27 protein-coding genes are annotated in these 23138 nt (G+C 37.1%); 1 reads left to right on the forward strand and 26 read right to left on the reverse strand.

Features of this window, described 5'->3' with window-relative positions; all coding sequences use genetic code 11:
* Window positions 1–187: 187 nt before the first annotated feature.
* The 23 genes from aroH to ACJ2A9_RS10295 all read right to left on the reverse strand — a co-directional run bounded on the left by aroH (window position 188) and on the right by ACJ2A9_RS10295 (window position 19725).
* Window positions 188–562 (reverse strand): chorismate mutase, encoded by a 375-nt coding sequence (gene aroH, locus ACJ2A9_RS10185; protein ID WP_441421542.1) that lies wholly within the window; start codon window positions 560–562, stop codon window positions 188–190.
* A complete protein-coding gene (gene aroB / locus ACJ2A9_RS10190) occupies window positions 559–1650 on the reverse strand; it encodes a 3-dehydroquinate synthase (RefSeq protein WP_441421543.1) in 1092 nt (363 codons plus the stop codon). The genes aroH and aroB overlap by 4 nt, the downstream gene beginning before the upstream one ends.
* Window positions 1650–2822: a chorismate synthase gene (gene aroC, locus ACJ2A9_RS10195; RefSeq protein WP_441421544.1), complete on the reverse strand. Its 1173-nt coding sequence runs from the start codon at window positions 2820–2822 to the stop codon at window positions 1650–1652. Before aroC ends, aroB begins: the two co-directional genes overlap by 1 nt.
* A gap of 239 nt (window positions 2823–3061) precedes the next feature.
* Entirely contained in the window at window positions 3062–3838 is a 777-nt protein-coding gene (locus ACJ2A9_RS10200) for a CheR family methyltransferase (RefSeq protein WP_441421545.1), read from the reverse strand.
* A 170-nt stretch (window positions 3839–4008) separates the two neighbouring features.
* On the reverse strand, window positions 4009–4452 hold the full coding sequence (ndk, locus tag ACJ2A9_RS10205; RefSeq protein ID WP_441421546.1) for a nucleoside-diphosphate kinase: 444 nt from the start codon (window positions 4450–4452) through the stop codon (window positions 4009–4011).
* A gap of 238 nt (window positions 4453–4690) precedes the next feature.
* Window positions 4691–5662, reverse strand: a complete 972-nt coding sequence (gene hepT, locus ACJ2A9_RS10210) for a heptaprenyl diphosphate synthase component II (protein WP_441421547.1) — start codon at window positions 5660–5662, stop codon at window positions 4691–4693.
* Between the two features lie 102 nt (window positions 5663–5764).
* Window positions 5765–6622: a menaquinone biosynthesis protein gene (locus tag ACJ2A9_RS10215; RefSeq protein ID WP_441421548.1), complete on the reverse strand. Its 858-nt coding sequence runs from the start codon at window positions 6620–6622 to the stop codon at window positions 5765–5767.
* 129 nt (window positions 6623–6751) lie between these two features.
* Complete coding sequence (locus ACJ2A9_RS10220) at window positions 6752–7615, reverse strand: UbiA-like polyprenyltransferase (RefSeq protein ID WP_441421549.1); 864 nt, start codon at window positions 7613–7615, stop codon at window positions 6752–6754.
* A 16-nt stretch (window positions 7616–7631) separates the two neighbouring features.
* Window positions 7632–8351, reverse strand: coding sequence for a demethylmenaquinone methyltransferase (locus ACJ2A9_RS10225; RefSeq protein WP_441421550.1), 720 nt, complete (start codon window positions 8349–8351; stop codon window positions 7632–7634).
* Window positions 8352–8355: 4 nt separating this feature from the next.
* Window positions 8356–9189, reverse strand: coding sequence for a heptaprenyl diphosphate synthase component 1 (locus ACJ2A9_RS10230; protein WP_441421551.1), 834 nt, complete (start codon window positions 9187–9189; stop codon window positions 8356–8358).
* Window positions 9190–9453: 264 nt separating this feature from the next.
* Window positions 9454–9669 carry a trp RNA-binding attenuation protein MtrB gene (mtrB, locus tag ACJ2A9_RS10235; RefSeq protein ID WP_441421552.1) on the reverse strand — a complete coding sequence of 72 codons (216 nt, stop codon included), beginning with the start codon at window positions 9667–9669 and terminating at the stop codon, window positions 9454–9456.
* Between the two features lie 305 nt (window positions 9670–9974).
* On the reverse strand, window positions 9975–10541 hold the full coding sequence (folE, locus tag ACJ2A9_RS10240; RefSeq protein ID WP_441421553.1) for a GTP cyclohydrolase I FolE: 567 nt from the start codon (window positions 10539–10541) through the stop codon (window positions 9975–9977).
* 231 nt (window positions 10542–10772) lie between these two features.
* Entirely contained in the window at window positions 10773–11045 is a 273-nt protein-coding gene (locus tag ACJ2A9_RS10245; protein WP_441421554.1) for an HU family DNA-binding protein, read from the reverse strand.
* A 348-nt stretch (window positions 11046–11393) separates the two neighbouring features.
* On the reverse strand, window positions 11394–12872 hold the full coding sequence (gene spoIVA, locus ACJ2A9_RS10250; protein WP_441421555.1) for a stage IV sporulation protein A: 1479 nt from the start codon (window positions 12870–12872) through the stop codon (window positions 11394–11396).
* Between the two features lie 335 nt (window positions 12873–13207).
* On the reverse strand, window positions 13208–13924 hold the full coding sequence (locus tag ACJ2A9_RS10255; RefSeq protein WP_441421556.1) for a hypothetical protein: 717 nt from the start codon (window positions 13922–13924) through the stop codon (window positions 13208–13210).
* Between the two features lie 55 nt (window positions 13925–13979).
* Entirely contained in the window at window positions 13980–14180 is a 201-nt protein-coding gene (locus tag ACJ2A9_RS10260) for a DUF2768 domain-containing protein (protein WP_441421557.1), read from the reverse strand.
* 332 nt (window positions 14181–14512) lie between these two features.
* Window positions 14513–14776 carry a stage VI sporulation protein F gene (locus ACJ2A9_RS10265; RefSeq protein ID WP_441421558.1) on the reverse strand — a complete coding sequence of 88 codons (264 nt, stop codon included), beginning with the start codon at window positions 14774–14776 and terminating at the stop codon, window positions 14513–14515.
* Between the two features lie 95 nt (window positions 14777–14871).
* Window positions 14872–15900: an NAD(P)H-dependent glycerol-3-phosphate dehydrogenase gene (locus ACJ2A9_RS10270; protein WP_441421559.1), complete on the reverse strand. Its 1029-nt coding sequence runs from the start codon at window positions 15898–15900 to the stop codon at window positions 14872–14874.
* A 41-nt stretch (window positions 15901–15941) separates the two neighbouring features.
* Window positions 15942–16580 (reverse strand): glycerol-3-phosphate 1-O-acyltransferase PlsY, encoded by a 639-nt coding sequence (plsY, locus tag ACJ2A9_RS10275; protein ID WP_441421560.1) that lies wholly within the window; start codon window positions 16578–16580, stop codon window positions 15942–15944.
* A gap of 20 nt (window positions 16581–16600) precedes the next feature.
* Complete coding sequence (gene der, locus ACJ2A9_RS10280) at window positions 16601–17914, reverse strand: ribosome biogenesis GTPase Der (protein WP_441421561.1); 1314 nt, start codon at window positions 17912–17914, stop codon at window positions 16601–16603.
* A 122-nt stretch (window positions 17915–18036) separates the two neighbouring features.
* On the reverse strand, window positions 18037–18222 hold the full coding sequence (locus ACJ2A9_RS10285) for a capping complex subunit for YIEGIA (protein WP_441421562.1): 186 nt from the start codon (window positions 18220–18222) through the stop codon (window positions 18037–18039).
* 2 nt (window positions 18223–18224) lie between these two features.
* Window positions 18225–19121, reverse strand: coding sequence for a YIEGIA family protein (locus ACJ2A9_RS10290; protein ID WP_441421563.1), 897 nt, complete (start codon window positions 19119–19121; stop codon window positions 18225–18227).
* Window positions 19114–19725 (reverse strand): YphA family membrane protein, encoded by a 612-nt coding sequence (locus ACJ2A9_RS10295; protein ID WP_441421564.1) that lies wholly within the window; start codon window positions 19723–19725, stop codon window positions 19114–19116. The genes ACJ2A9_RS10290 and ACJ2A9_RS10295 overlap by 8 nt, the downstream gene beginning before the upstream one ends.
* A 138-nt stretch (window positions 19726–19863) precedes the next feature.
* On the opposite strand from ACJ2A9_RS10295, the gene ACJ2A9_RS10300 reads away from it, so the two are divergent.
* On the forward strand, window positions 19864–20001 hold the full coding sequence (locus tag ACJ2A9_RS10300) for a YpzI family protein (RefSeq protein WP_441421565.1): 138 nt from the start codon (window positions 19864–19866) through the stop codon (window positions 19999–20001).
* Between the two features lie 168 nt (window positions 20002–20169).
* Here ACJ2A9_RS10300 and fni read toward each other — a convergent pair whose 3' ends face one another.
* The 3 genes from fni to ACJ2A9_RS10315 all read right to left on the reverse strand — a co-directional run bounded on the left by fni (window position 20170) and on the right by ACJ2A9_RS10315 (window position 23135).
* Window positions 20170–21231, reverse strand: a complete 1062-nt coding sequence (fni, locus tag ACJ2A9_RS10305) for a type 2 isopentenyl-diphosphate Delta-isomerase (protein ID WP_441421566.1) — start codon at window positions 21229–21231, stop codon at window positions 20170–20172.
* Window positions 21232–21253: 22 nt separating this feature from the next.
* Window positions 21254–22396: a 30S ribosomal protein S1 gene (rpsA, locus tag ACJ2A9_RS10310; protein WP_441421567.1), complete on the reverse strand. Its 1143-nt coding sequence runs from the start codon at window positions 22394–22396 to the stop codon at window positions 21254–21256.
* Window positions 22397–22544: 148 nt separating this feature from the next.
* Window positions 22545–23135 carry a lysophospholipid acyltransferase family protein gene (locus ACJ2A9_RS10315; protein ID WP_441421568.1) on the reverse strand — a complete coding sequence of 197 codons (591 nt, stop codon included), beginning with the start codon at window positions 23133–23135 and terminating at the stop codon, window positions 22545–22547.
* Between the last annotated feature and the right edge of the window lie 3 nt (window positions 23136–23138).

A 23138-nucleotide genomic window follows, 5' to 3' on the forward strand; every position in this document is an offset into this window, starting at 1 on the left:
GTAGAAAAGACCGTTTACATCCTCTACTTCCTCAGCTCAGCTCTACTCTACTCTCCTCAACTCAACTCTTACATTCTCAACTCTTCTAAACTCTAACTCTTAACTAAATACACTGTAATCAAAAATAAGTCATGAATTCACTATATTTTCTAAAAACTTTACTTATGATAAACCTATGTTACCTTGATTACCTATCTTTTGTCAATTGTAAATCTGGTCGTAATTTTGTAGCGTCTTCTAAATAAACATGCTTAATTTCAGATTGAGCTTGTTCTGAATTCACAGTTAACATGACACGGATACAGTTTGGCAAGCTGTTAGGAACGGGTATTTCCTGTGCACACATAACAGGAACATACTGCCATCCTTCTAATCCTCGCATTGCCTTGGCTGGAAATGTAGCATCTAGATCATGTGTAACAGTGATTAATACTTGAGCAACCGCTTCTGCTTTCACATGATTTTCTTTAATTATTTCATCGAACAATCGTTTTGTCGCCTCTAAAATTACATTCTCTTCGTTTTTTGGAACTGTAATAGCTCCTCTAATTCCTCGAATCATTCTAAATCCCCTCCTGTTTCTTCAGTTAACAGTGCCAATAGCTCTTTTTCAGCAACTGTAACCATTTCAACAGTTCCAATTTGCTTGATCAAAACCATCCGGATTGCTCCACTTTGTGCTTTTTTATCCTTTTTCATCGTTGAGAGTAATCGGGATGGTGACAATTCATTTGGAATGGTTGTCTTATAGCCATATTTCATAAACCAGTCTTCAATCTTTTTTACGTGTAAGTCAATTCCGAAAATTCTTTCGCTAAGTTTCATCGCAAAGATCATCCCAATCGCTACTGCTTCACCATGACTGATTTTCCCATAGCCTAATTCAGTTTCTATTGCATGAGCAAGTGTGTGACCAAAGTTTAAGTATGCACGGATGCCAGTTTCCTTTTCATCTTCATGAACAACTTCGGCCTTAACTGAGATTGATCTCTTTAAGAGTTCTTCAGCTATTTTTCCTTCGATCATCTCAAGCGAAATAATATTTTCTTGTAACCACTCATAAAATTTTGCATCCCAGATGAAAGCATGTTTCATCACTTCAGCAAAGCCTGACCGCCATTCTTTTTCCGGAAGGGACTTTAACGTTTCGATATCATAGACGACCATTTCAGGTTGATAAAATGCACCGATCATATTTTTTCCTAAAGGATGGTTCACAGCCACCTTTCCACCAACTGAACTATCATGGGCAAGTAATGTTGTCGGTACTTGAATGAAAGGGATCCCCCTCATAAATGTCGCAGCGACAAATCCTGCTAAATCTCCAACAACTCCACCACCTAAGGCGATAATTAACGAATGGCGATCTAACCCCTTACTTAATGCAAATGTCTGGATTTCATAATAATTTTGAAAGGATTTTGCTGCTTCACCACTAGGAATGATATATTCATATACTGTATAAATGTCAGATAGTCCCCCTTTAATTTCATTCAAATAAAGGGGAGCAACGACATCGTCTGTAATTACTAGCACTGATGAAGGAGTCAATTGCACTTCATCTAGTAATTGCTTTAATTGAAAACGAAGTCCTTCACCAATATAGAGCGGATATTGTTTTGTTGATGTTGTAATTGTTAACTTTTCCATTAGAACTGCCTCGCGCGCTCATTATGCTTCTGAATATTTTCAGCAATCTCTGTAATTTGATCATGACCGAACTTTTCAAGTATTGCATTCGCGATTTCCCAAGCAACAACAGCTTCAGCTACAACACACGCAGCTGGTACGGCGCAGCTGTCTGAACGCTCGATACTCGCAGCAAATGGTTCTTTAGTTTCAATATCAACACTTTGAAGCGGCTTATATAAAGTTGGGATTGGTTTCATTACACCTTTAATAACAATCGGCATCCCGTTTGTCATCCCGCCTTCAAGACCACCTAAATTATTTGTTTTTCTTGTATACCCATGTTCCTTATCCCAAAGGATTTCATCATGCACTTGGCTTCCAGGTCTTCTTGCAGCTTCAAAACCGATTCCAATTTCCACACCTTTAAACGCATTAATGCTCATAACAGCTGCAGCCAGTTTTCCATCTAATTTACGATCATAATGAACATGACTGCCAAGACCAATCGGTACTCCTTCAACAACAACTTCAACAACGCCGCCGATAGAATCTCCATCTTCCTTCGCCTTATCAATGGCTCTCATCATTTCTTCGCCAGCCTGTTCGTCTAAACAACGAACTGGAGAAGCCTCTGCACGTTCCTGTAATTCCTCTATTGTTGAATATTTGGTATTTTTTGCTTGGACGCCACCAATTTCTAACACTTGTCCTGCCACTTTAATACCAAATGCTTTAAGAAGTTTCTTTGCAACCGCTCCGGCAGCTACCCTTACTGTTGTCTCACGAGCCGAAGAACGCTCTAAAATATTACGCATATCTCTATGATCGTACTTAATTGCACCATTCAGATCAGCGTGACCAGGACGCGGACGAGTTACTTGACGTTTCACTTCGTCTTTTTCTTCCTCTGGAATTGGATCAGCACCCATAATTTTCTGCCAGTTTTTCCAATCATTATTTTCAACTACGAGCGCTATTGGTGCTCCTGTTGTTTTTCCATGTCGAACACCGCTTAGAATTTGAACTTGGTCTTTTTCAATTTGCATTCGGCGGCCACGTCCATAACCTTTTTGACGTCTAGCTAACTCTTCATTTATATCTTTTTGCTCTAGTTCAAGATGAGCAGGGATTCCTTCTAAAATTGTTGTTAATTGTGGTCCGTGTGATTCTCCTGCAGTTAAGTATCTCAATGATCTCCACTCCTCCTCGTGTCTTTAACGCTTTTATGCACTAAATTATAACATACCTCTTTTTATTTGTCTTTCACAAATTCAACCGAAGAGAACTATGTTCGCGTCAAGTGCTTTAAACCATTTCTTCACTAACATCTGCTAATTATTTCATTACATTCATTCCTAAAAAACTATTTATCCTATTATTACGAAAAATAACTGCTTCGTCAATGAAAGTGTGCAAGAATTTTCCGAAATTAATTGCTTTTTCGATAAAAAAACGTATCTTCCGTAAAAAATTGATAGCTCTGTGGATTAAAGATTTGTTCCGTACTGCCAACAAAGAAAATACCATCTGGTCGTAATGCACTACTAAATTTTTGGTAAAGTTCATGTTTCGCATCCTCAGTAAAATAAATCATAACATTACGACAGACAATAAGGTCGTAGTTTATGTCGAAACGATCCGCCAATAAATTATGCTGTTTGAACGTCACTGTCTTCTTAATATCGTCGCTAATTTTATAGCCCATTTGATCTTTTTTAAAGTACTTTTTTTTCATTTCATCCGGAACTTCTTTCAGTGAACGGTCTGTATAAAAACCAACTTTTGCTCGCTCGATAATGGCACGATCTAAATCAGTCGCTAATATGGAAATTTCACGAATGGGTAAAAATTTCGATAAGATCATTGCTAATGTATACGGTTCTTCACCTGTAGAACAAGCTGCACTCCATACTTTTAAACGTTTGTTACGCGACAGAAGCGTTGGAAGAATCTTCTTTTCGAGCACTTCCCACCGTTTAGGGTTGCGATAAAATTCAGAAACATTGATCGTCATTCTTTCTAGAAATTCCTCAAACATTTCCTCATCTTTTAGCAAACCTTCGAAATAAGTTAGAAAATCTTTATAGCCTCTTTTTTCACGTAATGATGATAAACGACGTTTCATTTGTGCCTCTTTATATTGAGCTAAATCAATCCCTGTTTTTCGTTTAATATTTGTTATAAACTGCTCATAATCACGATCCATATTTACTGTTCTCCTCATCTTCAACGACTATTAACTTTCAACTTTCAACTATTAATCAATATGTAGAGTGTATCGATAAACATAGCAAATAATCAATAACAAAATGGGACTGGGCAAAAAAATTTCACAAAAAAAAAGCCACCAAGTGATGGCTTTTTTGCATATTTATCTTACACCCACGTACTAATTGTTTTTTCATACGTGTTAAGCTCTTCTTGTTTAAAGAAGATACCAATTTCACGCTCTGCACTTTCAGGAGAGTCAGAACCGTGAATCACGTTCATAGCCACTTGAACACCATAATCACCACGGATTGTTCCTGGTGCAGCATCAGCAGGGTTTGTTGCTCCCATCATTGTACGAGCTGTAGAAATTACGTTTTCACCTTCCCAAACCATTGCAAAGACTGGTCCAGAAGTAATAAAGTCAACAAGTTCTCCAAAGAAAGGACGCTCTTTATGCTCACCATAATGATTTTCAGCAAGCTCTTTTGAAACCGTCATCAATTTTGCACCTACTAAATTGAATCCCTTTTTCTCAAAGCGAGATACAATCTCCCCGATTAAATTACGTTGTACACCATCAGGTTTAACCATTAAAAATGTTTTTTCCATTTGTATAACCTCCACAAACATTGCTGTTAGTATGTATTTTTTGTCATTAGCAGACTTTTTGATTGTAACAAAAGTTCAAAAAAATCGCAATAGATAAGAAAAGCGGAAATAGTTTAGAGTTTAGAGTGTAGAGTTTAAAGTTATTTGATGGATTTTACTAAGATGTCATCCTCGAAAGATCTAACTAAGAACAACTTAACTCTAAACTCTAAATTCTAAACTCTAAACTATTTTTCGGTTAGAATTTGCGTCTGCCAATATATTGCGCAATTTCATACAGCGCTGATTTCGCTTGGATATCAGGTAACTGTTCTAATGAAGCTAATGCCCGGTCCAAGTATTTATCACTTAATGATTTCGAATATTCAATCCCGCCGGATTCTTTAATACGTGTAATAATTGAGTTCATATTTATCAATTCAGCTTCATCCTGCTTTACTGTAACTGCAATCATCTCTTTAATACTTGGATCTTTCTTCATAGCATACAGTGCGGGTAACGTTACATTCCCTTGTCGCAAATCACTTCCAGCAGGCTTTCCTAACTCTTTCTCTGTCCCTGTAAAGTCAAGAATATCATCAGTGATCTGAAATGCCATTCCAACATTATAGCCAAAAGAGTAAAGTAACTGCTGATCACGATTTGATGCTTCTGATACTAATGCTCCCAGTTCACAACTCATCGCAATGAGTAATGCTGTTTTTCTTTTAATTCGTCGTAAATAAATACGCAAATTTTGATCCCAATTATATTGATAACGAATTTGTTCGATTTCCCCAATTGTCATTTCATAAATCGCACTTGATAACGTACGGTGAGCCTTCGGATTATCAAATAATGTGATCATATCGAGAGCAATCGCAAAAATATAGTCGCCAGTATACATTGCTACACGATTGTCCCACTTCGCTTTAATCGTTTTTTTCCCTCTTCTTAAATCCGCTTCATCAATGACATCATCATGAACTAATGATGCTGTATGAATCAGTTCAAGAGGCACAGCTACTTTTTTGATCTTCTCAAGATCATAGTTCCCAAATTTCGCAGCTAGAAGAACAAAAACTGGCCGTATTCGTTTTCCTCCGGCTTTAAGAAGGTGGGTAGACGCCTGTTTTAAAATTGGGTGCTTAGCTTGTATTGTTGCTTCTAATTCTTTTTCAATTTTTGCTATATCTGATCGTAAAAACCAATAAATATCTGTCAGTTTCATTTCGTCCACCTTATATTGAAAAGCATAAGCCCCCGGTCCCTACACACCTCAAAATGCCTGGCACTAGAAGCTAGATATCTTTATTTTTAATTGTTATACATTTTATATTGAGTGACTGAGGTCATACATATTGCAAATTGAAAGTTTCTTGACCTCTTTTGGTATTAATCCTAATTCATATGCTAATCGATAGTAATAAATCAGTCCTTCTTGTTGTTTCTTACTAAAGTCATAGCATAATCCGCTAAAATAGTTTTCCCAAAATACAGATGATCCACCAATTATAGATTTGATGTGTGTGATCATCGGTTGAAACTTTTCTTCGATACTCTGCTTTTTACTTGCTAATAGTCCCTCATATAACAATGAAATGAGTTTATCGTTTTCAGTTAGCACTTCATTTCGTACTGCCAATACAGCAAATGTCATAGGATAACCGGTATAGCGATGCCAAAGTTCACCTAAATCATAGCGATAAATATTCTTGTCATTTTCCCAGCTTGTTAAAATGGCATCGTCACCTATAAGCAGACATGCATCGTGATCAGACATCATTTCTTTATAGTTTGGGCTCATTACCTTATACGTTACGGAAAGATTATTAAATTTCCCTAAAATAATTTTTAATAAATTTACAGAAGTAGCTGAGGTTGAAGTTAACGCTATTTTTTTTCCGTTTAATTGCTCAATAGGAAGTTTCGAAAAAAGAAAAATTGAACCTACAGCGCCGTAAGATGAAACCGATAAATTTGGCATTAAGCTAAACTTGTCAGCATTTTGGGCATAGGCAAAAGAAGAGATACCTCCTAAACTAACAGTCCCATTTTCCATTGCTTCATTTAACTTAGCCGGTATTTGAGGAACGAAAGAACATCCCTCATTATTCAATTTTTTTCGATCTAAATAGAAGAATAACGGTAAAATGTTTGTATAGCTAATTTCACCAACTACTAAGGACATATGTCTTCCCCCCAATGGGTAAATAATTATGTTTCAACTATCCGATTGAATTTTAACCAATGCAGGCGCGTACACGTACCGGTTGCTGATTAATTCCTTTATATCAATACAGTCTGCAATTGCTTTTATTTATAAAAGCATATCTCCTATCGTGAACACTAACATTACGATACTTAAAATTCCATTCATTGTAAAGAAGGCAACATCAACTTTTGATAAATCTTGAGGTGATACTAAGGAATGCTGATACCACATAATTACACCTGAAACCAATACCCCAAATAAGTAGACATACCCTAAATTTGTAATGAAAAATAGCGATAATAAAGCAATAAAACTAATCACATGAAATAACTTAGCTAATTGTAACGCCTTTGCAAGTCCAAAACGACTTGGGATTGAATACAATCCAACACTACGGTCATAGTCCGCATCTTGGGTTGCATAGATAACATCAAACCCTGCCGTCCATAAGGCCACACCAATGAATAATAAAAATGCTTCCCACGTTAACGTTCCCGTTGTCCCTACCCATCCACCGAGTGGTGCAAGTCCAATTGTAATCCCTAGCACGAGGTGACAAGCCCATGTGAAGCGTTTCGTATAGGAGTAAATCACTAAAAAGAATACAGCTACGGGTAATAAATAAACTGCAAGTAAATTTAATTGATAAGATGAATAAAGTAATAAGGCAAAAGAAACAATAATAAACAAAATAACCTCTACTTGTGAAATAAGACCAGCAGGAATTGCTCTGCCAGCAGTTCTCGCATTTGCTTTGTCAATTTTAGCATCGATAACACGATTTAGAGACATTGCTGCACTCCTTGCACCAACCATTGCTAATGTGATCCATAACCACTGTTGCATTGTAGGCCATGTATCATTTATGACAATGCTCCCAAGTATGGCTCCCAAGAAGGCGAATGGCAACGCAAAAATAGTATGTTCAAATTTAATCATTTCCAGAATAATTTTTAACTTTCTAATCACAACGATGACTCCAGTTCTATTTATTATTTTCTCCTCGTTTATATCCTAAATGCATGCAAGCTACTCCACCAGAATATGGTTTCACTTCAATATTTACAAACCCAGCGTCCCTAAATAATTGAGCTAACTCTTCTCTTCCTGGAAAGTTCATTGTTGATTCCTGCAACCATGAATATTCCTCATAACTCTTTGCAAACATTCTTCCGAATACAGGCATAATTCGTTGAAAATAAAAATAATAAAGCTGTTTAAATCCAGGAATCGTAGGTTTCGATGTTTCTAAACAGATCACTTTTCCACCTGGCTTAACGACCCGGTTCATCTCTTTTAATACCTGCATATAGTCAGGTACGTTTCGAAGTCCAAATCCAATCGTAACATAATCGAAGGAATTGTCAGCAAATGGCAGCTCCATTGCATTTCCATGAATAAGCTCTGTATTACCGAGATTCTCATGAGTAACCTTTCGCTCACCTATTTTGAGCATATTTTGGCTGAAATCAAGACCTTTCACATTTCCACTAGGTCCTACAGCCTTTGCCAAAGCAATTGTCCAATCAGCTGTCCCGCAGCAGACATCAAGAGCACTTGCACCTTTTCGGACATCCATTCGTTTCATTGTATCTTTACGCCATGCCTTATGCCGCTGAAAGCTAATGACGGAATTCATCATGTCATATTTTTTATAAATCGATTCAAATACTTGATGTACTCGTTCTTCTTTTGATTGTGCCATCCTCTTACCCTTCTTCCGCTACTTTTTCCTTTATTAAGCCTGCTTCGACAAATAATTGCTCGACTCGTTCGTGAATATATGAATGCAATGACTGATACGGATGTAATTGATTGAGTAAGGTTTCTCTTGAACGCTCAATATAGACATCACACATTTGCAGTAGCTGATCGAATTGCTCTTGTTGAAATAAATGAGTTTTCTTACGACGTTGCTGGCCAAAATGTTCCTGAGAAATTTTTGACATAAGTGGACCATAGTGCCCGATTGCTAATTGTTTTCTTTCTCCAAGTAATCGCTTTAGTAAAAAGAACTCTCCCAAAATCGATTTCCAATTTGAAATATTATAATGATCAGCAACCTTTTGCAATAGATCGGTCTCAATCATTCGGATATTATTAAAGCTTTCATGAAGAGACTGGTCATTTTTATAAAAGCTCATCTTACTTTCATTAATTTCTTTAATTGATAACGCTAATATACGAATCATTGTTATATCATCAATTTTTGAAAGAAGATAATAGTATAGACTACTATAATAATCTCCTGCAAGAACCGTTAATTGTCGATGTTTCTTGATTACATTAGTAGAAATTGTACTGAGGGAAACTTTTTCGTGGGTATCTAATGCTGCCTGCACGAGCATCGTAGTCAAAACATATTCTTTTATGCATTCTTTCGATTCTTCATTGTCTTGCAACATCGTATACAAAAAAAAGAATTTATCATCATCCACAAATGGAGGATCAATAAACTTCATCAAATAAGGGTGTTGTAATCGCTTATAAAGTCTATCTTTTAATTGTATAATCTCATTACTGTAGTCTTTTACTGTGGTCATACATTAATCCCCCAATATTTGTTTCTCCATTGTTTCTCATCCTTCTCTCTTTGAAATAACGTGAAATAGGTAACAAACCAAATCAGACAGTATCTCAACTAGAGTACTTTTTCTATGTTGATTTTTTTCAACAACGTTTATTATAACACAATTATTTTGTGTCAATAAGTCCAGTATAAAAAAGGAGAAACTTTACTGCTGTAATTAAAATCACATGAAAGTGATTATTAACATAACAAATAAAAGCAGGTTATCCTGCTTTAATTAAACTTCAGTATCCATTTCACCATGGCTTGTCTGTATAATTGCTTTCCCTCTAATTTTAACTGCTGAAGTATGCTCAGTAAATTGAGCAATCATGACCTCACCTTTATCTAATTTTTCAGAATGGTGAAACCTTGTATCTGAACCTCTCGTTAAGCCAATGACATTTACACCATTTTCCTTTGCCTTTATTACTATAAAATCATTTGAACTCACGGTAACCCCTCCCTCTATGTTGAGCTATAAGAAGTACTCTACGCAACTTGCTATTCTTCTAATATGGCCCAAAAGGCAACCGTTGTCAATACAATTACCAACCTTTTAAGACAACCATCCTACATGATAATTACATAAGCAACGATCACCCCAAGTATGATAAGGGCAATCGGAAATAACCAAGTAAACAATTGTGATCTGACATTATTATTCATCACCTTCACCTCGTTAGTAGGGTAACCAAAAGAAAGAAGAATATTTGAACAATAGTCGCAAAAAAAACTAAGGCAAAATGCCTTAGTTCATTATCCTTTAATAAAAGAAAGCACTTCAGCTCTCGCTGATGCATCTTCAGCAAATACTCCTCGAACAGCTGATGTTACTGTTTGAGCTCCAGGTTTCTTTACCCCGCGCATCGTCATGCACATATGCTCTGCCTCAACAACAACAATCACACCATGGGGGTCTAACGTTTCCAGTAAGGAATCCGCAATAGTCGATGTTATTCTCTCTTGCAGTTGCGGACGTTTAGCAACCGCTTCAACTGCACGAGCTAATTTACTTAACCCAGTCACTTTGCCACCTCTAGGAATATAGCCTACATGTGCTTTACCGAAAAAGGGCACAAGATGATGCTCACACATCGAAAAGAATGGGATATCTTTCACTAGTACGAGTTCCTCATGCTCCTCTCCAAATACTGTAGCAAAATGCTCTTTTGGATCTTGATTTAACCCTTCAAAAACCTCAGCATACATTTTCGCTACCCGTTTCGGTGTATCTAACAATCCCTCTCGGTTAGGATCTTCACCAATCGCTTCAAGAATCATACGAACAGCTTGTTCAATTTTATCATGATTGACATTACTCAACATTTGCTCCTCCATTCAACATCATCCATTATCTATAGTAAAATCATTACTCGTCAAAAAATTCTAGCACATGTAAAAGTTAAAAGTAAAGAAAATGGCACTCCCTTACATACTAGCGTATCCAGCTAATAAAAAATCATGTTCTTTCCACTAAAAACGTGCATATAAAATCATAAACAAAAAGAAAGAGCCGCTTTACGTAAAAGCGACTCTTAGGCCCTATATGTATCCTTACTTAACTGCATCCTTTAGGGCTTTTCCCGGTTTGAACGCTGGAACTTTACTTGCAGCGATTTCAATTTCTTCACCTGTTTGTGGATTACGTCCTTTACGAGCAGCACGTTCACGAACTTCAAAATTTCCAAATCCGATTAGTTGAACTTTGTCACCTTCTTGAAGAGTATTTGTAATAGCTTCAAATACTGCATCAACAGCGCTAGTCGCGTCTTTTTTTGAAAGCTCAGTTGCTTCTGCAACAGCATTAATAAGATCTGTTTTATTCATGCCATTCACCTCCTCCCAAATATAAAAAACCTTTATGGTTAGCGATATTTATACTATCCTTTCGTTAATCCAGTGATAGTATAAAAACTGTTATTCATTTTCTTAGCCAAATACACATTTTTTATACGTATCTAATAAAATATTGGATAACAACGCTTATATTAAACGATGATAAGTAATAATTCAACAACTTTTGAAGAAAAAAGTGGTTTTTTAAGACATTTTCCCCGCTTTTTACATGTTTTTCTTATTTTTCACTTCAAAAATCCTCAATGAATCGTATCATAATCTTTATTCGTTAGCAAACTTTAACAAAAATAAAAACTCCCGGGAGAGGGAGTTTAAAGATTATAGGATTATTGCAATAAGACCGCCTGAGCCTTCATTAATAATTCTTTCAAGGGTTTCCTTTAGTTTATACCTGGCATTTTCTGGCATTAGAGATAATTTCGCTGAGATACCTTCTCGGACAATTGAGTTTAATGAGCGACCAAAAATGTCGGAATTCCAAATTGAAAGAGGATTTTCCTCAAAATCTTGCATTAAGTACCTCACTAACTCTTCACTTTGCTTTTCAGTACCGATAATCGGGGCAAATTCAGACTCTACATCAACTTTAATCATATGAATGGAAGGTGCAACTGCTTTTAATCTAACACCAAAACGTGATCCTTGACGGATAATCTCAGGTTCATCAAGGCTCATATCTGTAATAGACGGAGCTGCTATACCATACCCTGTTTGTTTCACCATCTTAAGTGCTTCAGCAACTTGATCATATTCTGCCTTTGCATAAGCAAAGTCTTGCATCAGCTGCAATAAGTGGTCTTTTCCACGAATTTCAACTCCAACTACTTCTTTTAAGATTTGATCATAAAGATCGTCTGGCGCATAGAGGTCAATTTCAGCTACACCCTGCCCCATTTCAATACCAGCTAGGCCAGCTCGTTCAATAAATTCATAATCACTAAACTGGCCGACAACGCGGTCTACATCTCGTAATCGCTTAATATCTTGAACAGTTTCTCTTACAGAATCCTCATAACTTTGGCGTAACCAATGATCTTCACGGAGTACCATAACCCAACTTGGTAAGTTCACATTGACCTCATGAACTGGAAATTCAAATAATACTTCACGCAGAACACTATTAATATCATGTTCAGTCATACTTTCAATACTTAGCGCTAACACAGGGACATCGTATTTTTCCGTTAACTGATTTCGCAGTTGTTCTGTTTCAGGGTGTTGCGGACGAACCGAGTTAATGACCACAATAAAGGGTTTTCCTACCTCTTTAAGTTCATCTATTACACGTTCTTCAGAATCTACGTAATCGGCTCGTGGAATTTCCCCAATTGTTCCATCCGTTGTGATAACAACACCTAAAGTCGAATGTTCTTGAATTACTTTTCTTGTACCAATCTCTGCTGCCTCTTGAAATGGAATCGGCTCCTCATACCATGGAGTATTAATCATTCTAGGGCCATTTTCATCCTCATATCCCTTAGCCCCTGGAACAGCATAGCCGACACAGTCAACTAAGCGGATATTCACATCTATTCCTTCATCAACCTGCAGAGAAACGGCATTATTCGGTACAAACTTCGGCTCAGTTGTCATGATTGTTCGACCTGCAGCACTTTGAGGTAATTCATCCTGTGCACGAGCTCTATCTGATTCATTTTCAATGTTTGGAATGACGACTAACTCCATAAACTTTTTAATAAATGTGGATTTTCCGGTTCGGACTGAACCTACCACCCCTAAATAAATATCGCCTCCAGTTCGTTCAGCGATATCTTTAAAAATATCAATCTTTTCCACGTGATCCCCTCCCGATCAATTTATTGTTTGGGATATACTCCTCGAAACACCTATTAACTTTGACAGTATATACTTATGATGTTGTCCACCAAATATGACTTCTGCTTTAAAGAAAAGTTCTTGATCAAAAGCGAACTTAAGCGGATAAGTAGAAAAACGGGGCCTCAAAAAAAGCATCACCTTCTTACATCGCTCACCTTTTGTGATGGACTTTTATATACTCCAATTTATTCAATTGCCTTAAAAACATAAAAAAGACCCCCTTCTTTTCTGTATTTATATGAAAAGAAGGGGGGAATATAACTAGTAAATTTTATTGAACATCACTTTTTTTCCTAATCTCTCAAGAAAGTGGGCCTTCCATCTTCAATTGTGTATGATAACGAAAACACGGGGACAAAATGAGAGTTATCTACTAAAATCGAACGAATATCATCACCTGAATCAAAACTATGATCATAGTTTTCTAGTGCTTGTAATAGATCAATTGTATAATCAACGACGACCGTTCCTCGGTTATCGATAATTAACGGAAGTTGGTGATCTGGAAAAAACGGACTCCTAACAGTCGGTGGTTCTTTGTATCCTAATTGTTCTACATCAAGTGCAAAGATACCGACATCAAGAACTTCAGCTACAGGAGCAAATTGATGCTGACTTCGATACTGATTGACTTTCATTTGTAACTCTTGAATATAACGTAATGTTACAAGGTCAATTAACTTTACCTCCGGATCAGTTTCTACATTGATCAATACATATTGAAACACTCCTCCATTCTCAAAAGAATTTCCTGGAGCATTTTGCATATAGCGAGGAACAAGTTGTCCAAAATCAATTGGATACTTTTGATAGATTGGTGTCTCCATGTCGCGAGTCTTTATTGGCAATACACCCGTATCTTTTCGAAACTGATTAACTGCTGATTGAACCGATACAATTTGATCCTCATATGGAATTTGATTTTCTGCCCTTTGTTCACTCGGATAAAAACATCCAGATAAAAGAAGAAGAGCAACTGTTGATAATACTACTATCATGCTGTTTTTCATTAAAATCATCCTTCAACTTCAATAAAATAAGTATTCCTAAACCCTGCTACTGTTTTTATCCTTCAATCGGCCCACTAAACACAACTAAGAACACAATAAGACCGGAAATAACCATACATATAAACGAAATCGTTAATACAAGATTTTTCCAAAAGCCCTTTAACTTCTCTCGACCAAAAATAGCTGCAATAACAGATACAAACATAAGAGCCATTGCAACAAAAGAAATATACATCTTCAGCATTCCAGGTGACATAAAAAACCTCCAAAAACAATTTAGAATGTAGAATTTAGAATAAGCGGTAGTGATTCTAAGATGTATAAAAACATCAAAGAATAACCTCAAAATAATTCTACATTCTACATTCTAAATTCTACATTTTTTTCATTTCCGTTGATATTATAGCATATTGCTATAGGGTTGTCCTATGTTCGAACGTCAAAAATAAAAAAGCTGGAGAAGAGGGGGCATCTATCTCCAACTTAACTAAATACTTCCGTACTCAAACAGCCCTAGTTTGATGTCGGTTCGTTTCAGTATATGCTTTAGGAATGAATAGAGTATCGAGCATCAGCCTAATTTCGCATTTATTTTTGCCCAAACATCTTTGCAAGAGTAGAAAAATCCATCGGAATATTATTATTAACAATAGCCTTTACTAGCTGATCTTCTTTTTCTTTAGAAACGGGTTTTCCAGCTAACCTTGCTACTTGTGCGATTAATTGCCGAACAGCTTTTTCATTTTTTAGATCAGCTTGACTTACTGAATTTGCCAGATTTAATAGATCATTCGGATTAACATTCGTTTTTTTCTGAAGATCATCAAAAAACGGGTTGTTTTTATTTTGCAAGTGAAGTCCTCCTTCATACTGTGATCAGAATATCGTATGCAAGGAAAAGGACTTTGTGCCTGTCTAAGGCTTTTGCCACAAATACACCTAGGCACTTAATTAGACAATAATCCAGTTAAATCTTCTACCTCATGAGTTTTTACTCGCCCCATTAATTCTTCTACTGCTTGTTTCGGTTCCTTCCCGTTAAACAATACATCATATAATACATTCGTAATCGGCATCTCCACTTGTTCACGGGCTGCTAATTGATAAGCTGCTTTTGTAGTACGGATTCCCTCAACGACCATACCCATGCTTTCTAACACTTCATCAATGGATTTCCCTTGTCCCAGTAAGTTTCCAGCCCTCCAATTACGGCTGTGAACACTTGTACAAGTAACAATAAGATCACCTAAACCAGAAAGACCGGCAAATGTTAATGGATTTGCACCCAATTTAATACCTAACCTAGAGATCTCTGCTAATCCCCTTGTCATTAAAGCTGCCTTCGCATTGTCTCCATATCCTAATCCATTCGTTAAGCCGGCACCAAGTGCAATAATATTTTTGAGTGCACCGCCAATTTCAACACCAATCAGATCATCGTTTGTATACACGCGAAAGTTTTGATTCATAAACAAATCTTGTGTACGATTTGCTGCATCAACGTCAGTAGAAGACACGGTCACAGTCGTCGGCTGTCTAAGGCTTACCTCTTCAGCATGACTTGGCCCAGACAGGACAACAATCGGTCCCCGGTATTCATCTGGTATTTCCTCTTCAATGACCTCTGAAACCCGTTTTAAGCTGTCTGGTTCGATCCCTTTACTTGCATGAACAATCATTACTTCTTTTGTTATTTTCTCACGAATAAGTGGTAAGACTTCACGCATCGCCTTTGTCGGAACAACAAGAAGAATTGTATCGGCCTGGTCAACCGCCTTCGCAATATCTGTATAGCCAACAATTGTAGCTGGCAAGGTGACTTCTGGCAAATATTTATGATTTGTATGTTTTTCATTAATTTCTTCAATTTGCTCTTTATTTCTTCCCCAAATTCGAATAGCATGCCCATTATCTGCCAAAACAAGCGCCAGTGCACTCCCCCAACTTCCTGCTCCAATTACAGCAATCTTGGCCATATAATCACATCCTTTAGTAAATGATTATGAAACGTGATAGATCAAACGGTTTTCTTTTCCCCAATTTTACTTTCTTTCCCTGTTAATAGCCTCTGTATATTTGAACGGTGGCGCCAATAAGAAAGTAAAGCCACAATACATAATAAATAAAAATAACCAATAGGATAATGATCAAATAAAGTAACCGACAATATTGGTGTTAATGTCATAAAAGCAAGCGATCCTAATGAAACATATCGAGTTGTTGCGATAATAATAATCGTAATAATTCCTGATATTAATGCCGGAAAAAATGTTAAGCTTGCAACTACACCAATTGTTGTAGCTACTCCTTTGCCACCACGAAAACCATAATAAATTGGCCAATTATGACCAATGATTGCTGCTAATCCTGCAGAAGCAGCAATCATACCAGTCTCTACCAATATTGAAGAGGATGAAACGAATTGTGATCCAGTAATCCAATAGGCAATAAATACTGCTGCTACCCCTTTTCCTGCATCAAGCAATAAAACTGTAATTGCCGGTCCAACCCCCAATACTCGTAAAGTATTTGTAGCACCGGCATTCCCACTCCCATGTTGCCTGATGTCGACCTTTTTAATCTTTTTAGCAATAATATAACTAAAGCTGATCGAACCTAGGAGATAGGCGATAATGATAGATAAAACGAGCCCCATGGAACCCACCTCCATATCTACTAATCATTTTTCTTTCTTGCAATAATCTTAATTGGCGTTCCTTGAAACTCAAATGTGTCCCGAAGGCGATTTTCCAAAAAGCGTTCATAGGAAAAATGCATTAACTCAGGTTCATTTACAAAGAAAACAAAAGTAGGCGGTTTAACAGCCACTTGAGTTGTATAATTAATTTTTAATCTGCGCCCTTTATCTGTCGGTGTCGGATTCATGGCTACTGCATCCATCACCAAATCATTTAATACATTTGTCGGTACTCGTAAAGAATGATTTTCTGATACCAACTTCACTGTCGGTAACACGTGCTGTAATCTTTGTTTCGTTTTTGCTGAAAGGAAGAGAATCGGTGCATACGATAAATATTGGAAGTGATCACGAATTTTCTGCTCAAATTCGCGCATTGTTTTATCATCTTTTTCAATCGTATCCCATTTGTTGACCACAATAACAAGTGCTCGTCCTGCCTCATGAGCATATCCGGCAATTTTTTTATCTTGCTCAATAATACCCTCTTCAGCATTTAACACAACAAGAACAACATCAGAACGCTCAATTGCTTTTAACGCCCTCAAAACACTGTACTTTTCCGTACTCTCATATACCTTCCCGCGTTTTCTCATTCCCGCTGTATCAATCAGTACATAGTCTTGTCCATCCTTCGTGAACGGTGTATCAATAGCATCACGTGTTGTTCCAGCTATGTCACTGACAATAACTCTTTCTTCCCCTAGAAGAGAATTTACGAGCGAAGACTTCCCTACATTCGGTCGACCAATTAAAGATATACGAATTGTATCTTGATCATAATCTTCATCATCATCATTAGGAAAATGTTTACACACTCCGTCTAATAAATCTCCTATCCCTAAACCGTGAGATCCTGAAATTGCAATTGGATCCCCCATTCCTAAGGAATAAAATTCATATAATTGATCTCTCATTTCAGGGTTATCAATTTTATTAACACCTAACACGATTGGTTTTTTTGATCGAAACAGGATCTTAGCTACTTCTTCATCGGCAGAGGTAATTCCTTCCCGACCATTGACAATAAAGATAATAACATCAGCTTCTGAAATCGCTAATTCTGCTTGTTCCCTCATCTGTTCCAACAACGGTTCATCACTAATTTCAATTCCACCTGTATCAATAAGATTAAAATCTTTGTTTAACCATTCCGCAGAACTATAAAGTCTGTCACGGGTTACTCCAGGCATATCTTCAACAATGGCGATCCTCTCACCAACGATTCTGTTAAAAATTGTTGATTTCCCTACATTTGGTCGGCCAACTATTGCCACAACTGGTTTTGGCATACATTCACTACCTTTCTACTTTACACATACAAACTTTTATAAAAGAAACCCTTCCTGTAATTCAGAAGGGCATAGCTAATCTATTTTACCAAAAATAAGCAAGCTTCGCCAACACTGATCATTTAATGCTTTACGACAATAAACAATTCTTCACTTATTTCATGGGCAATGCCGTCTGTAATTGCTTCAAGTGTTGATAACATTACTTCCATTTCATCCTTTGTATCACAATGGAAGGTCACTACACTTCCTGACACTTTCTCTCTTTTTGTCGTAACAACGGCAAGAATAAACTTATCTAATTCCATAATTACTTTAATTCACGCCCTTTCTGATTTGCCTTTGACTCGGACGGTATACGGATTGCATTCTCAAGGACTGGAACCTCCCCAATAACTGCGATTGCTTTTTCGGTATCTCTAACTTGCGGCAGTGTAAAAACACCTATTCTTCCGTCATCTAAATCACGCCGGACTAATGGCACTAATGAAGGTGTACCATCATCTTTAAATACACCGAGCGAAACAGACATGTCATGTAGAATCGCTTGACGTTGACCAACGTTGGCAAGTGTCGCTCGCACATTAAAATTCTTCGGTTCAACAATGAACCCCATTCCATACTTCATAATATCCTTTTGCTTATTCTCTAAACCAATGTTCATAATGTGAATATCTTCAACATAAAGGTTAGGACCATCAAACCTTAATTCACCAGCTCTGATATCAGCGATTTCCTTCAGTTTTTTCCCTGACATAAACTTTTTAGATATTAGAATCGTAATAATTCCAACAACTACCGCTGCCCAAAAATTAAAGACAACATAGGCGATCGTTGTCGTAAGTGAGGTAAATATAACGAGATAATTTCGCCCTTCAAAAGCCATAGCGATTCCCTCAATATATGTTTTACCTCTTGGCACAAGTTCCTGTTCATCTAATTTTTCTAATGTATTTCGCTCCATGTTACGGACATCTCGAAATTGTGATGCAGCAATCGTCAAAAATGTCACAGCGGTAAATTCCCTTTCCATAATTGACGGTACTGCAATCGTACCAAGAGCTGCTGCTAAAAAGCCTAAAGCCAAATGAATGACCCTTCCGTGTGGATATGTAGGATATTGTCGGTAATCTGTCTTTAGCATGTCAATTCGAGAAATAAAGCCTACTACAATTCCAAAAATGATCGGGTATGTGTATTCATCCATTAATAACCACGTCCTTCTTCCTTTGTTTTTTTTTGAAGTATGAATCTGTGTACTCAACAAATAGCTCAAAGGAATACCATAAGTAAGTGAAGATTATAGCGATTGCAAGCATATCAAAGAAAGCTAGTGTTCCGATCGGCTTTTGATAATAAATGGAATGTAACACGACAGAATAAACCACTTCACCTTGGATAGCACCAACTGTAAGGGAAACAACCCTCAAGTATTGGTCTTTAACTAAGAATAATGTCAAAACAACTAAAGTAGTTGCCAACATTAACGAATAATCGAAAATTACCCATACGGGGTCATACAGTGCAAACAATGAAAAACTTACATAGGCAAACGCTAAAATAATACAAGTTATGAAGTAATATAGTAACTTCAGAAAAGCCAGCTTCGATAGTAAGAAATATCCAATAATAACACTAAAAACAAATGCTGCACTTACTTCGTATCCAAATATTCTAAGTTCTGTTATTGAAAGGGCAATGGTTACGAGAATAACGATTGCTGTATACATTCGGCTTTTTGTTTTTGCCATAAAAAATGTTGCAATAACCCATGCACCCCATCCAATCCAATAAAAATAAATCCCATCCATGAACACTCACCTCCTATCATTTCCATTATGGTTACATTTCATGAAAAATAATCTTATTTCAGAATTTTTCTTTCAACATGATCGATTGCATAGACACTTTAACAACTACGAATACTTTTAAAGAAAGGAGGCTTTTCTATGGGACAAGATCGTCAAGTAAAAAAATCAAAACAATCACGAAAGTATGAATCAGACCGTGACCAAAGCCTGCACTATCCAGGAGCCGCAAAAATGGAAAGCCCAGAAGAGGCGAGAAAAAGACAGAGAGACCGTTAAAGATCAATGTATAATTTAGAATTAAAACCTTCGCCTGCACTTTCTTTGAAGAACTAAAAAAAGATTCCAACAAATTTGTTGGAATCTTTTTCATTTATGTCAACTTAGAATTCACCAAAGAGGATTTAATTCTAAATTCTACATATTCAATTCTAAATTTTGTTTTTGTTACTTCTTCTGCCCTCTCATGCCAAATATCTTTGTATTGAATCCTCTTTGTTCGAGCCAGTGGTACGTATCTCCACTTATGACTAATGGGACTTTTTGGAGTTGGGGTATTGTTGTTACACCTAATGCCGTCATGATTAATTTTAAGTCCTTATGAAGTTCGTCCAAAACTGCTAATACCCCGTCGCTCCCTTTATCCGTTAATACTTTTAGTATATATCCGGCTAATCCAACGGCCGAGGCACCTAGAGCAATTGATTTGGCGATATCCAGACTTGTTTGGATCCCGCCTGAACCTATAACCGAAGCAAACGGTTGATTTGACTTCACTTCAACAATTGAACAAGTTGTTTTAATTCCCCAGTCATCAAAAAATGAAAGTGGTGTTTCACGACGGCAATTTTCAACTTTTGAAAAATTGGTTCCCCCAAATCCACCAACATCCATTATCGTTACGCCAGCGTTTGCTAATTGTTGAGCGGTTTCTTTACTCATCCCAAATCCGACTTCTTTCACAATTACTGGCACCGATAATGCAGTAACAATTTGTTCGATCCGTTTAAGTGCATCTGTAAAGTCACGATCTCCCTCAGGCATAACAAGCTCCTGTATGACATTTAAATGAATTTGTAATCCATTTGCTTCAAGCATATCAACTGCCTGTTTCGCTTGTTCAACGGTTGCTTCACTTCCTAAGTTAGCAAGTACAAGCCCATTTGGATTCATTTTTCTAACGATTTCATACGTTTCTCGCTGTGTATGGTCTTTAATTGCACTCATTTGCGAACCAACAGCAATTCCAATGTTACATTTTGCAGCCACTTGAGCTAATTGACCATTGATCTCTTTCGTTCGCTCACCACCACCGCCAGTCATTGCATTAATAAAAATCGGTGAACTAAGATCGAGTTCACCGATTTTTGTAGATAACTGGATTTCATCCACAGAGCAATTTGGCATGCTTTGGTGAACGAACTGTACATCATTAAACCCATGAGCCCGCTCTTGTCCGACTGCTAATGCATGTTCAAGATGGTCAATTTTTCGTACTGTCCGATTCACACGTCATCACCTATTTACAATTTTATTTATACTTTTTCAGTTGGTCACCAATCATGTCACCTAAAGAGAAACCAGTACTTTCCTCTTCACGCTGGTATTCATTAGATTCAACAACCGTCTCTTCTTCTAATAGTTCACGAATACTTAATGAAATGCGCTTTTCACTAATATTCACATCAAGAACTTTCGCTTTAACTGATTCACCTTCTTTTAAAACTTCGCCAGGAGTACCGATATGACGGTTAGCGATTTGGGAAATATGAACAAGTCCTTCAACCCCTGGAGCTACCTCTACGAAAGCACCAAATGACACAAGGCGTTTTACAACCCCTTCAACAACATCGCCTTGGGAAATTGTAGATGCTACAGATTCCCATGGTCCTGGTAATGTTTCTTTAATTGATAAAGAGATTCGGTCATTCTCCACATCAACTGAAAGGACTTTTACTTTTACTTTATCTCCTTCTTTGACGACCTCTGAAGGGGTTTCAACATGATGGTGAGCCAATTGTGAGATATGTACAAGCCCATCAACTCCACCAATATCAACAAACGCTCCAAAGTTCGTTAAGCGTTGAACTGTACCTTCAACAACCTCACCTGGTGTTAATTCACTTAATGTTTTTTGTTTTGCTTCTTTTGCCTCTTGGTCAAGAACAGCGCGTTGAGAAAGGATAAGTTTGTTATTTTCACGGTCTAGTTCAACAACTTTCAAACGAAGAGTACGTCCTTTATACTCACTGAAATCTTCAACAAAATGACGCTCAACAAGTGATGCTGGAATAAATCCGCGAACACCCAGATCAACAACTAAACCACCTTTTACAACATCAGCAACAACTGCTTCGATAATTTCACCTGTTTCCAATTTTTCCTGTAATTCAGCCCAGGCCTTTTCAGCCTGTACAGCACGTTTTGATAAAACAAGCTCTTCGTCTGATACCTTTAAGATTTTTAATTCTAACTCCTCACCATCTGACACAACATCGCTGACTTTTTCAACATGAAGACTAGAAAGTTCACTGATCGGGATCACACCATCGACTTTATAACCAACATCAACGAAAGCTTGTTTATCTTCTACTTTAGTAACCTTCCCTGTTACTACATCTCCTACAGAAAAAGATTTCACTTCTGTCATTTCATTATTCATTTCTTCCACCATTCCAATTTGCCTCCTTCAAAGACCCGTTTGATCGGGAACATCAACTAATTTTATAAATAACTTTCACTATCTGCGAAAGAGATTTACCTAAATCTGCTCTCAACTGTTGTTTACTATAAAATTATATGTATTTCTAGCAAATCGAGAATTATATCTCGCTTTTATGTTGCTCAATTAACTTTTTTATTTCTGACATAATATATTCAGTTGCTTCCTCTGCAGAAATTTTCTGCTCACGGTACGCTGAAAAATCTAACGGCTTACCGTAGATCATCTTAAGCTTTTTAAATGGTTTATAATCACCAACAATAGCACAAGGCACGACTGCAGCATCGGTTTTTAAGGCGAAAAAACCAACTCCGGCTAATCCTTTCCCTAACTCCCCGGTTTTACTTCTCGTTCCTTCAGGATAGATACCGAGAACATGACCTTCTTTCAAAACTTTTATAGCATGTCGTAAAGCTTGCTTATCACTCATACCCCGCTTTACTGGAAACGTTCCGATCTTTGTTAGCACCGTTTTTAATACTGGGATTGAAAACAGTTCAGCTTTGGCCATAAACAAAACCTTACGTTTACAAAACGTCCCAAGTAATGTCGGGTCCAAATTATTAATATGGTTACAGCAAAGGATGACCCCACCATCTGCAGGGACATTATCAGCACCAATAATTTCTACACGGGACATTACATTAAAATAGCCCCGGAAAATCGTCCGACCAATTTCATATAGATTCATAGC

This window comes from Anaerobacillus sp. MEB173, assembly GCF_052119505.1.
In the GTDB taxonomy this organism is placed as follows: Bacteria; Bacillota; Bacilli; order Bacillales; family JBJMAU01; genus JBJMAU01.

Excerpts from the sequence above, each read along its gene's own strand:
- der (WP_441421561.1), bottom strand. The coding sequence starts at position 17,914 with ATGCCAAAACCAGTTGTGGCAATAGTTGGCCGACCAAATGTAGGGAAA.
- ACJ2A9_RS10260 (WP_441421557.1), bottom strand. The coding sequence starts at position 14,180 with ATGTCACCTGGAATGCTGAAGATGTATATTTCTTTTGTTGCAATGGCT.
- rpsA (WP_441421567.1), bottom strand. The coding sequence starts at position 22,396 with ATGGTGGAAGAAATGAATAATGAAATGACAGAAGTGAAATCTTTTTCT.
- ACJ2A9_RS10245 (WP_441421554.1), bottom strand. The coding sequence starts at position 11,045 with ATGAATAAAACAGATCTTATTAATGCTGTTGCAGAAGCAACTGAGCTT.
- ACJ2A9_RS10270 (WP_441421559.1), bottom strand. The coding sequence starts at position 15,900 with ATGGCCAAGATTGCTGTAATTGGAGCAGGAAGTTGGGGGAGTGCACTG.
- plsY (WP_441421560.1), bottom strand. The coding sequence starts at position 16,580 with ATGGGGCTCGTTTTATCTATCATTATCGCCTATCTCCTAGGTTCGATC.
- ACJ2A9_RS10215 (WP_441421548.1), bottom strand. The coding sequence starts at position 6,622 with ATGTCCTTAGTAGTTGGTGAAATTAGCTATACAAACATTTTACCGTTA.
- aroB (WP_441421543.1), bottom strand. The coding sequence starts at position 1,650 with ATGGAAAAGTTAACAATTACAACATCAACAAAACAATATCCGCTCTAT.
- ACJ2A9_RS10230 (WP_441421551.1), bottom strand. The coding sequence starts at position 9,189 with ATGACCACAGTAAAAGACTACAGTAATGAGATTATACAATTAAAAGAT.
- ACJ2A9_RS10200 (WP_441421545.1), bottom strand. The coding sequence starts at position 3,838 with ATGGATCGTGATTATGAGCAGTTTATAACAAATATTAAACGAAAAACA.
- hepT (WP_441421547.1), bottom strand. The coding sequence starts at position 5,662 with ATGAAACTGACAGATATTTATTGGTTTTTACGATCAGATATAGCAAAA.
- ACJ2A9_RS10225 (WP_441421550.1), bottom strand. The coding sequence starts at position 8,351 with ATGGCACAATCAAAAGAAGAACGAGTACATCAAGTATTTGAATCGATT.
- ACJ2A9_RS10315 (WP_441421568.1), bottom strand. The coding sequence starts at position 23,135 with ATGAATCTATATGAAATTGGTCGGACGATTTTCCGGGGCTATTTTAAT.
- ACJ2A9_RS10290 (WP_441421563.1), bottom strand. The coding sequence starts at position 19,121 with ATGGATGAATACACATACCCGATCATTTTTGGAATTGTAGTAGGCTTT.
- ACJ2A9_RS10300 (WP_441421565.1), top strand. The coding sequence starts at position 19,864 with ATGGGACAAGATCGTCAAGTAAAAAAATCAAAACAATCACGAAAGTAT.
- ndk (WP_441421546.1), bottom strand. The coding sequence starts at position 4,452 with ATGGAAAAAACATTTTTAATGGTTAAACCTGATGGTGTACAACGTAAT.
- ACJ2A9_RS10285 (WP_441421562.1), bottom strand. The coding sequence starts at position 18,222 with ATGGAATTAGATAAGTTTATTCTTGCCGTTGTTACGACAAAAAGAGAG.
- ACJ2A9_RS10295 (WP_441421564.1), bottom strand. The coding sequence starts at position 19,725 with ATGGATGGGATTTATTTTTATTGGATTGGATGGGGTGCATGGGTTATT.
- ACJ2A9_RS10255 (WP_441421556.1), bottom strand. The coding sequence starts at position 13,924 with ATGAAAAACAGCATGATAGTAGTATTATCAACAGTTGCTCTTCTTCTT.
- aroH (WP_441421542.1), bottom strand. The coding sequence starts at position 562 with ATGATTCGAGGAATTAGAGGAGCTATTACAGTTCCAAAAAACGAAGAG.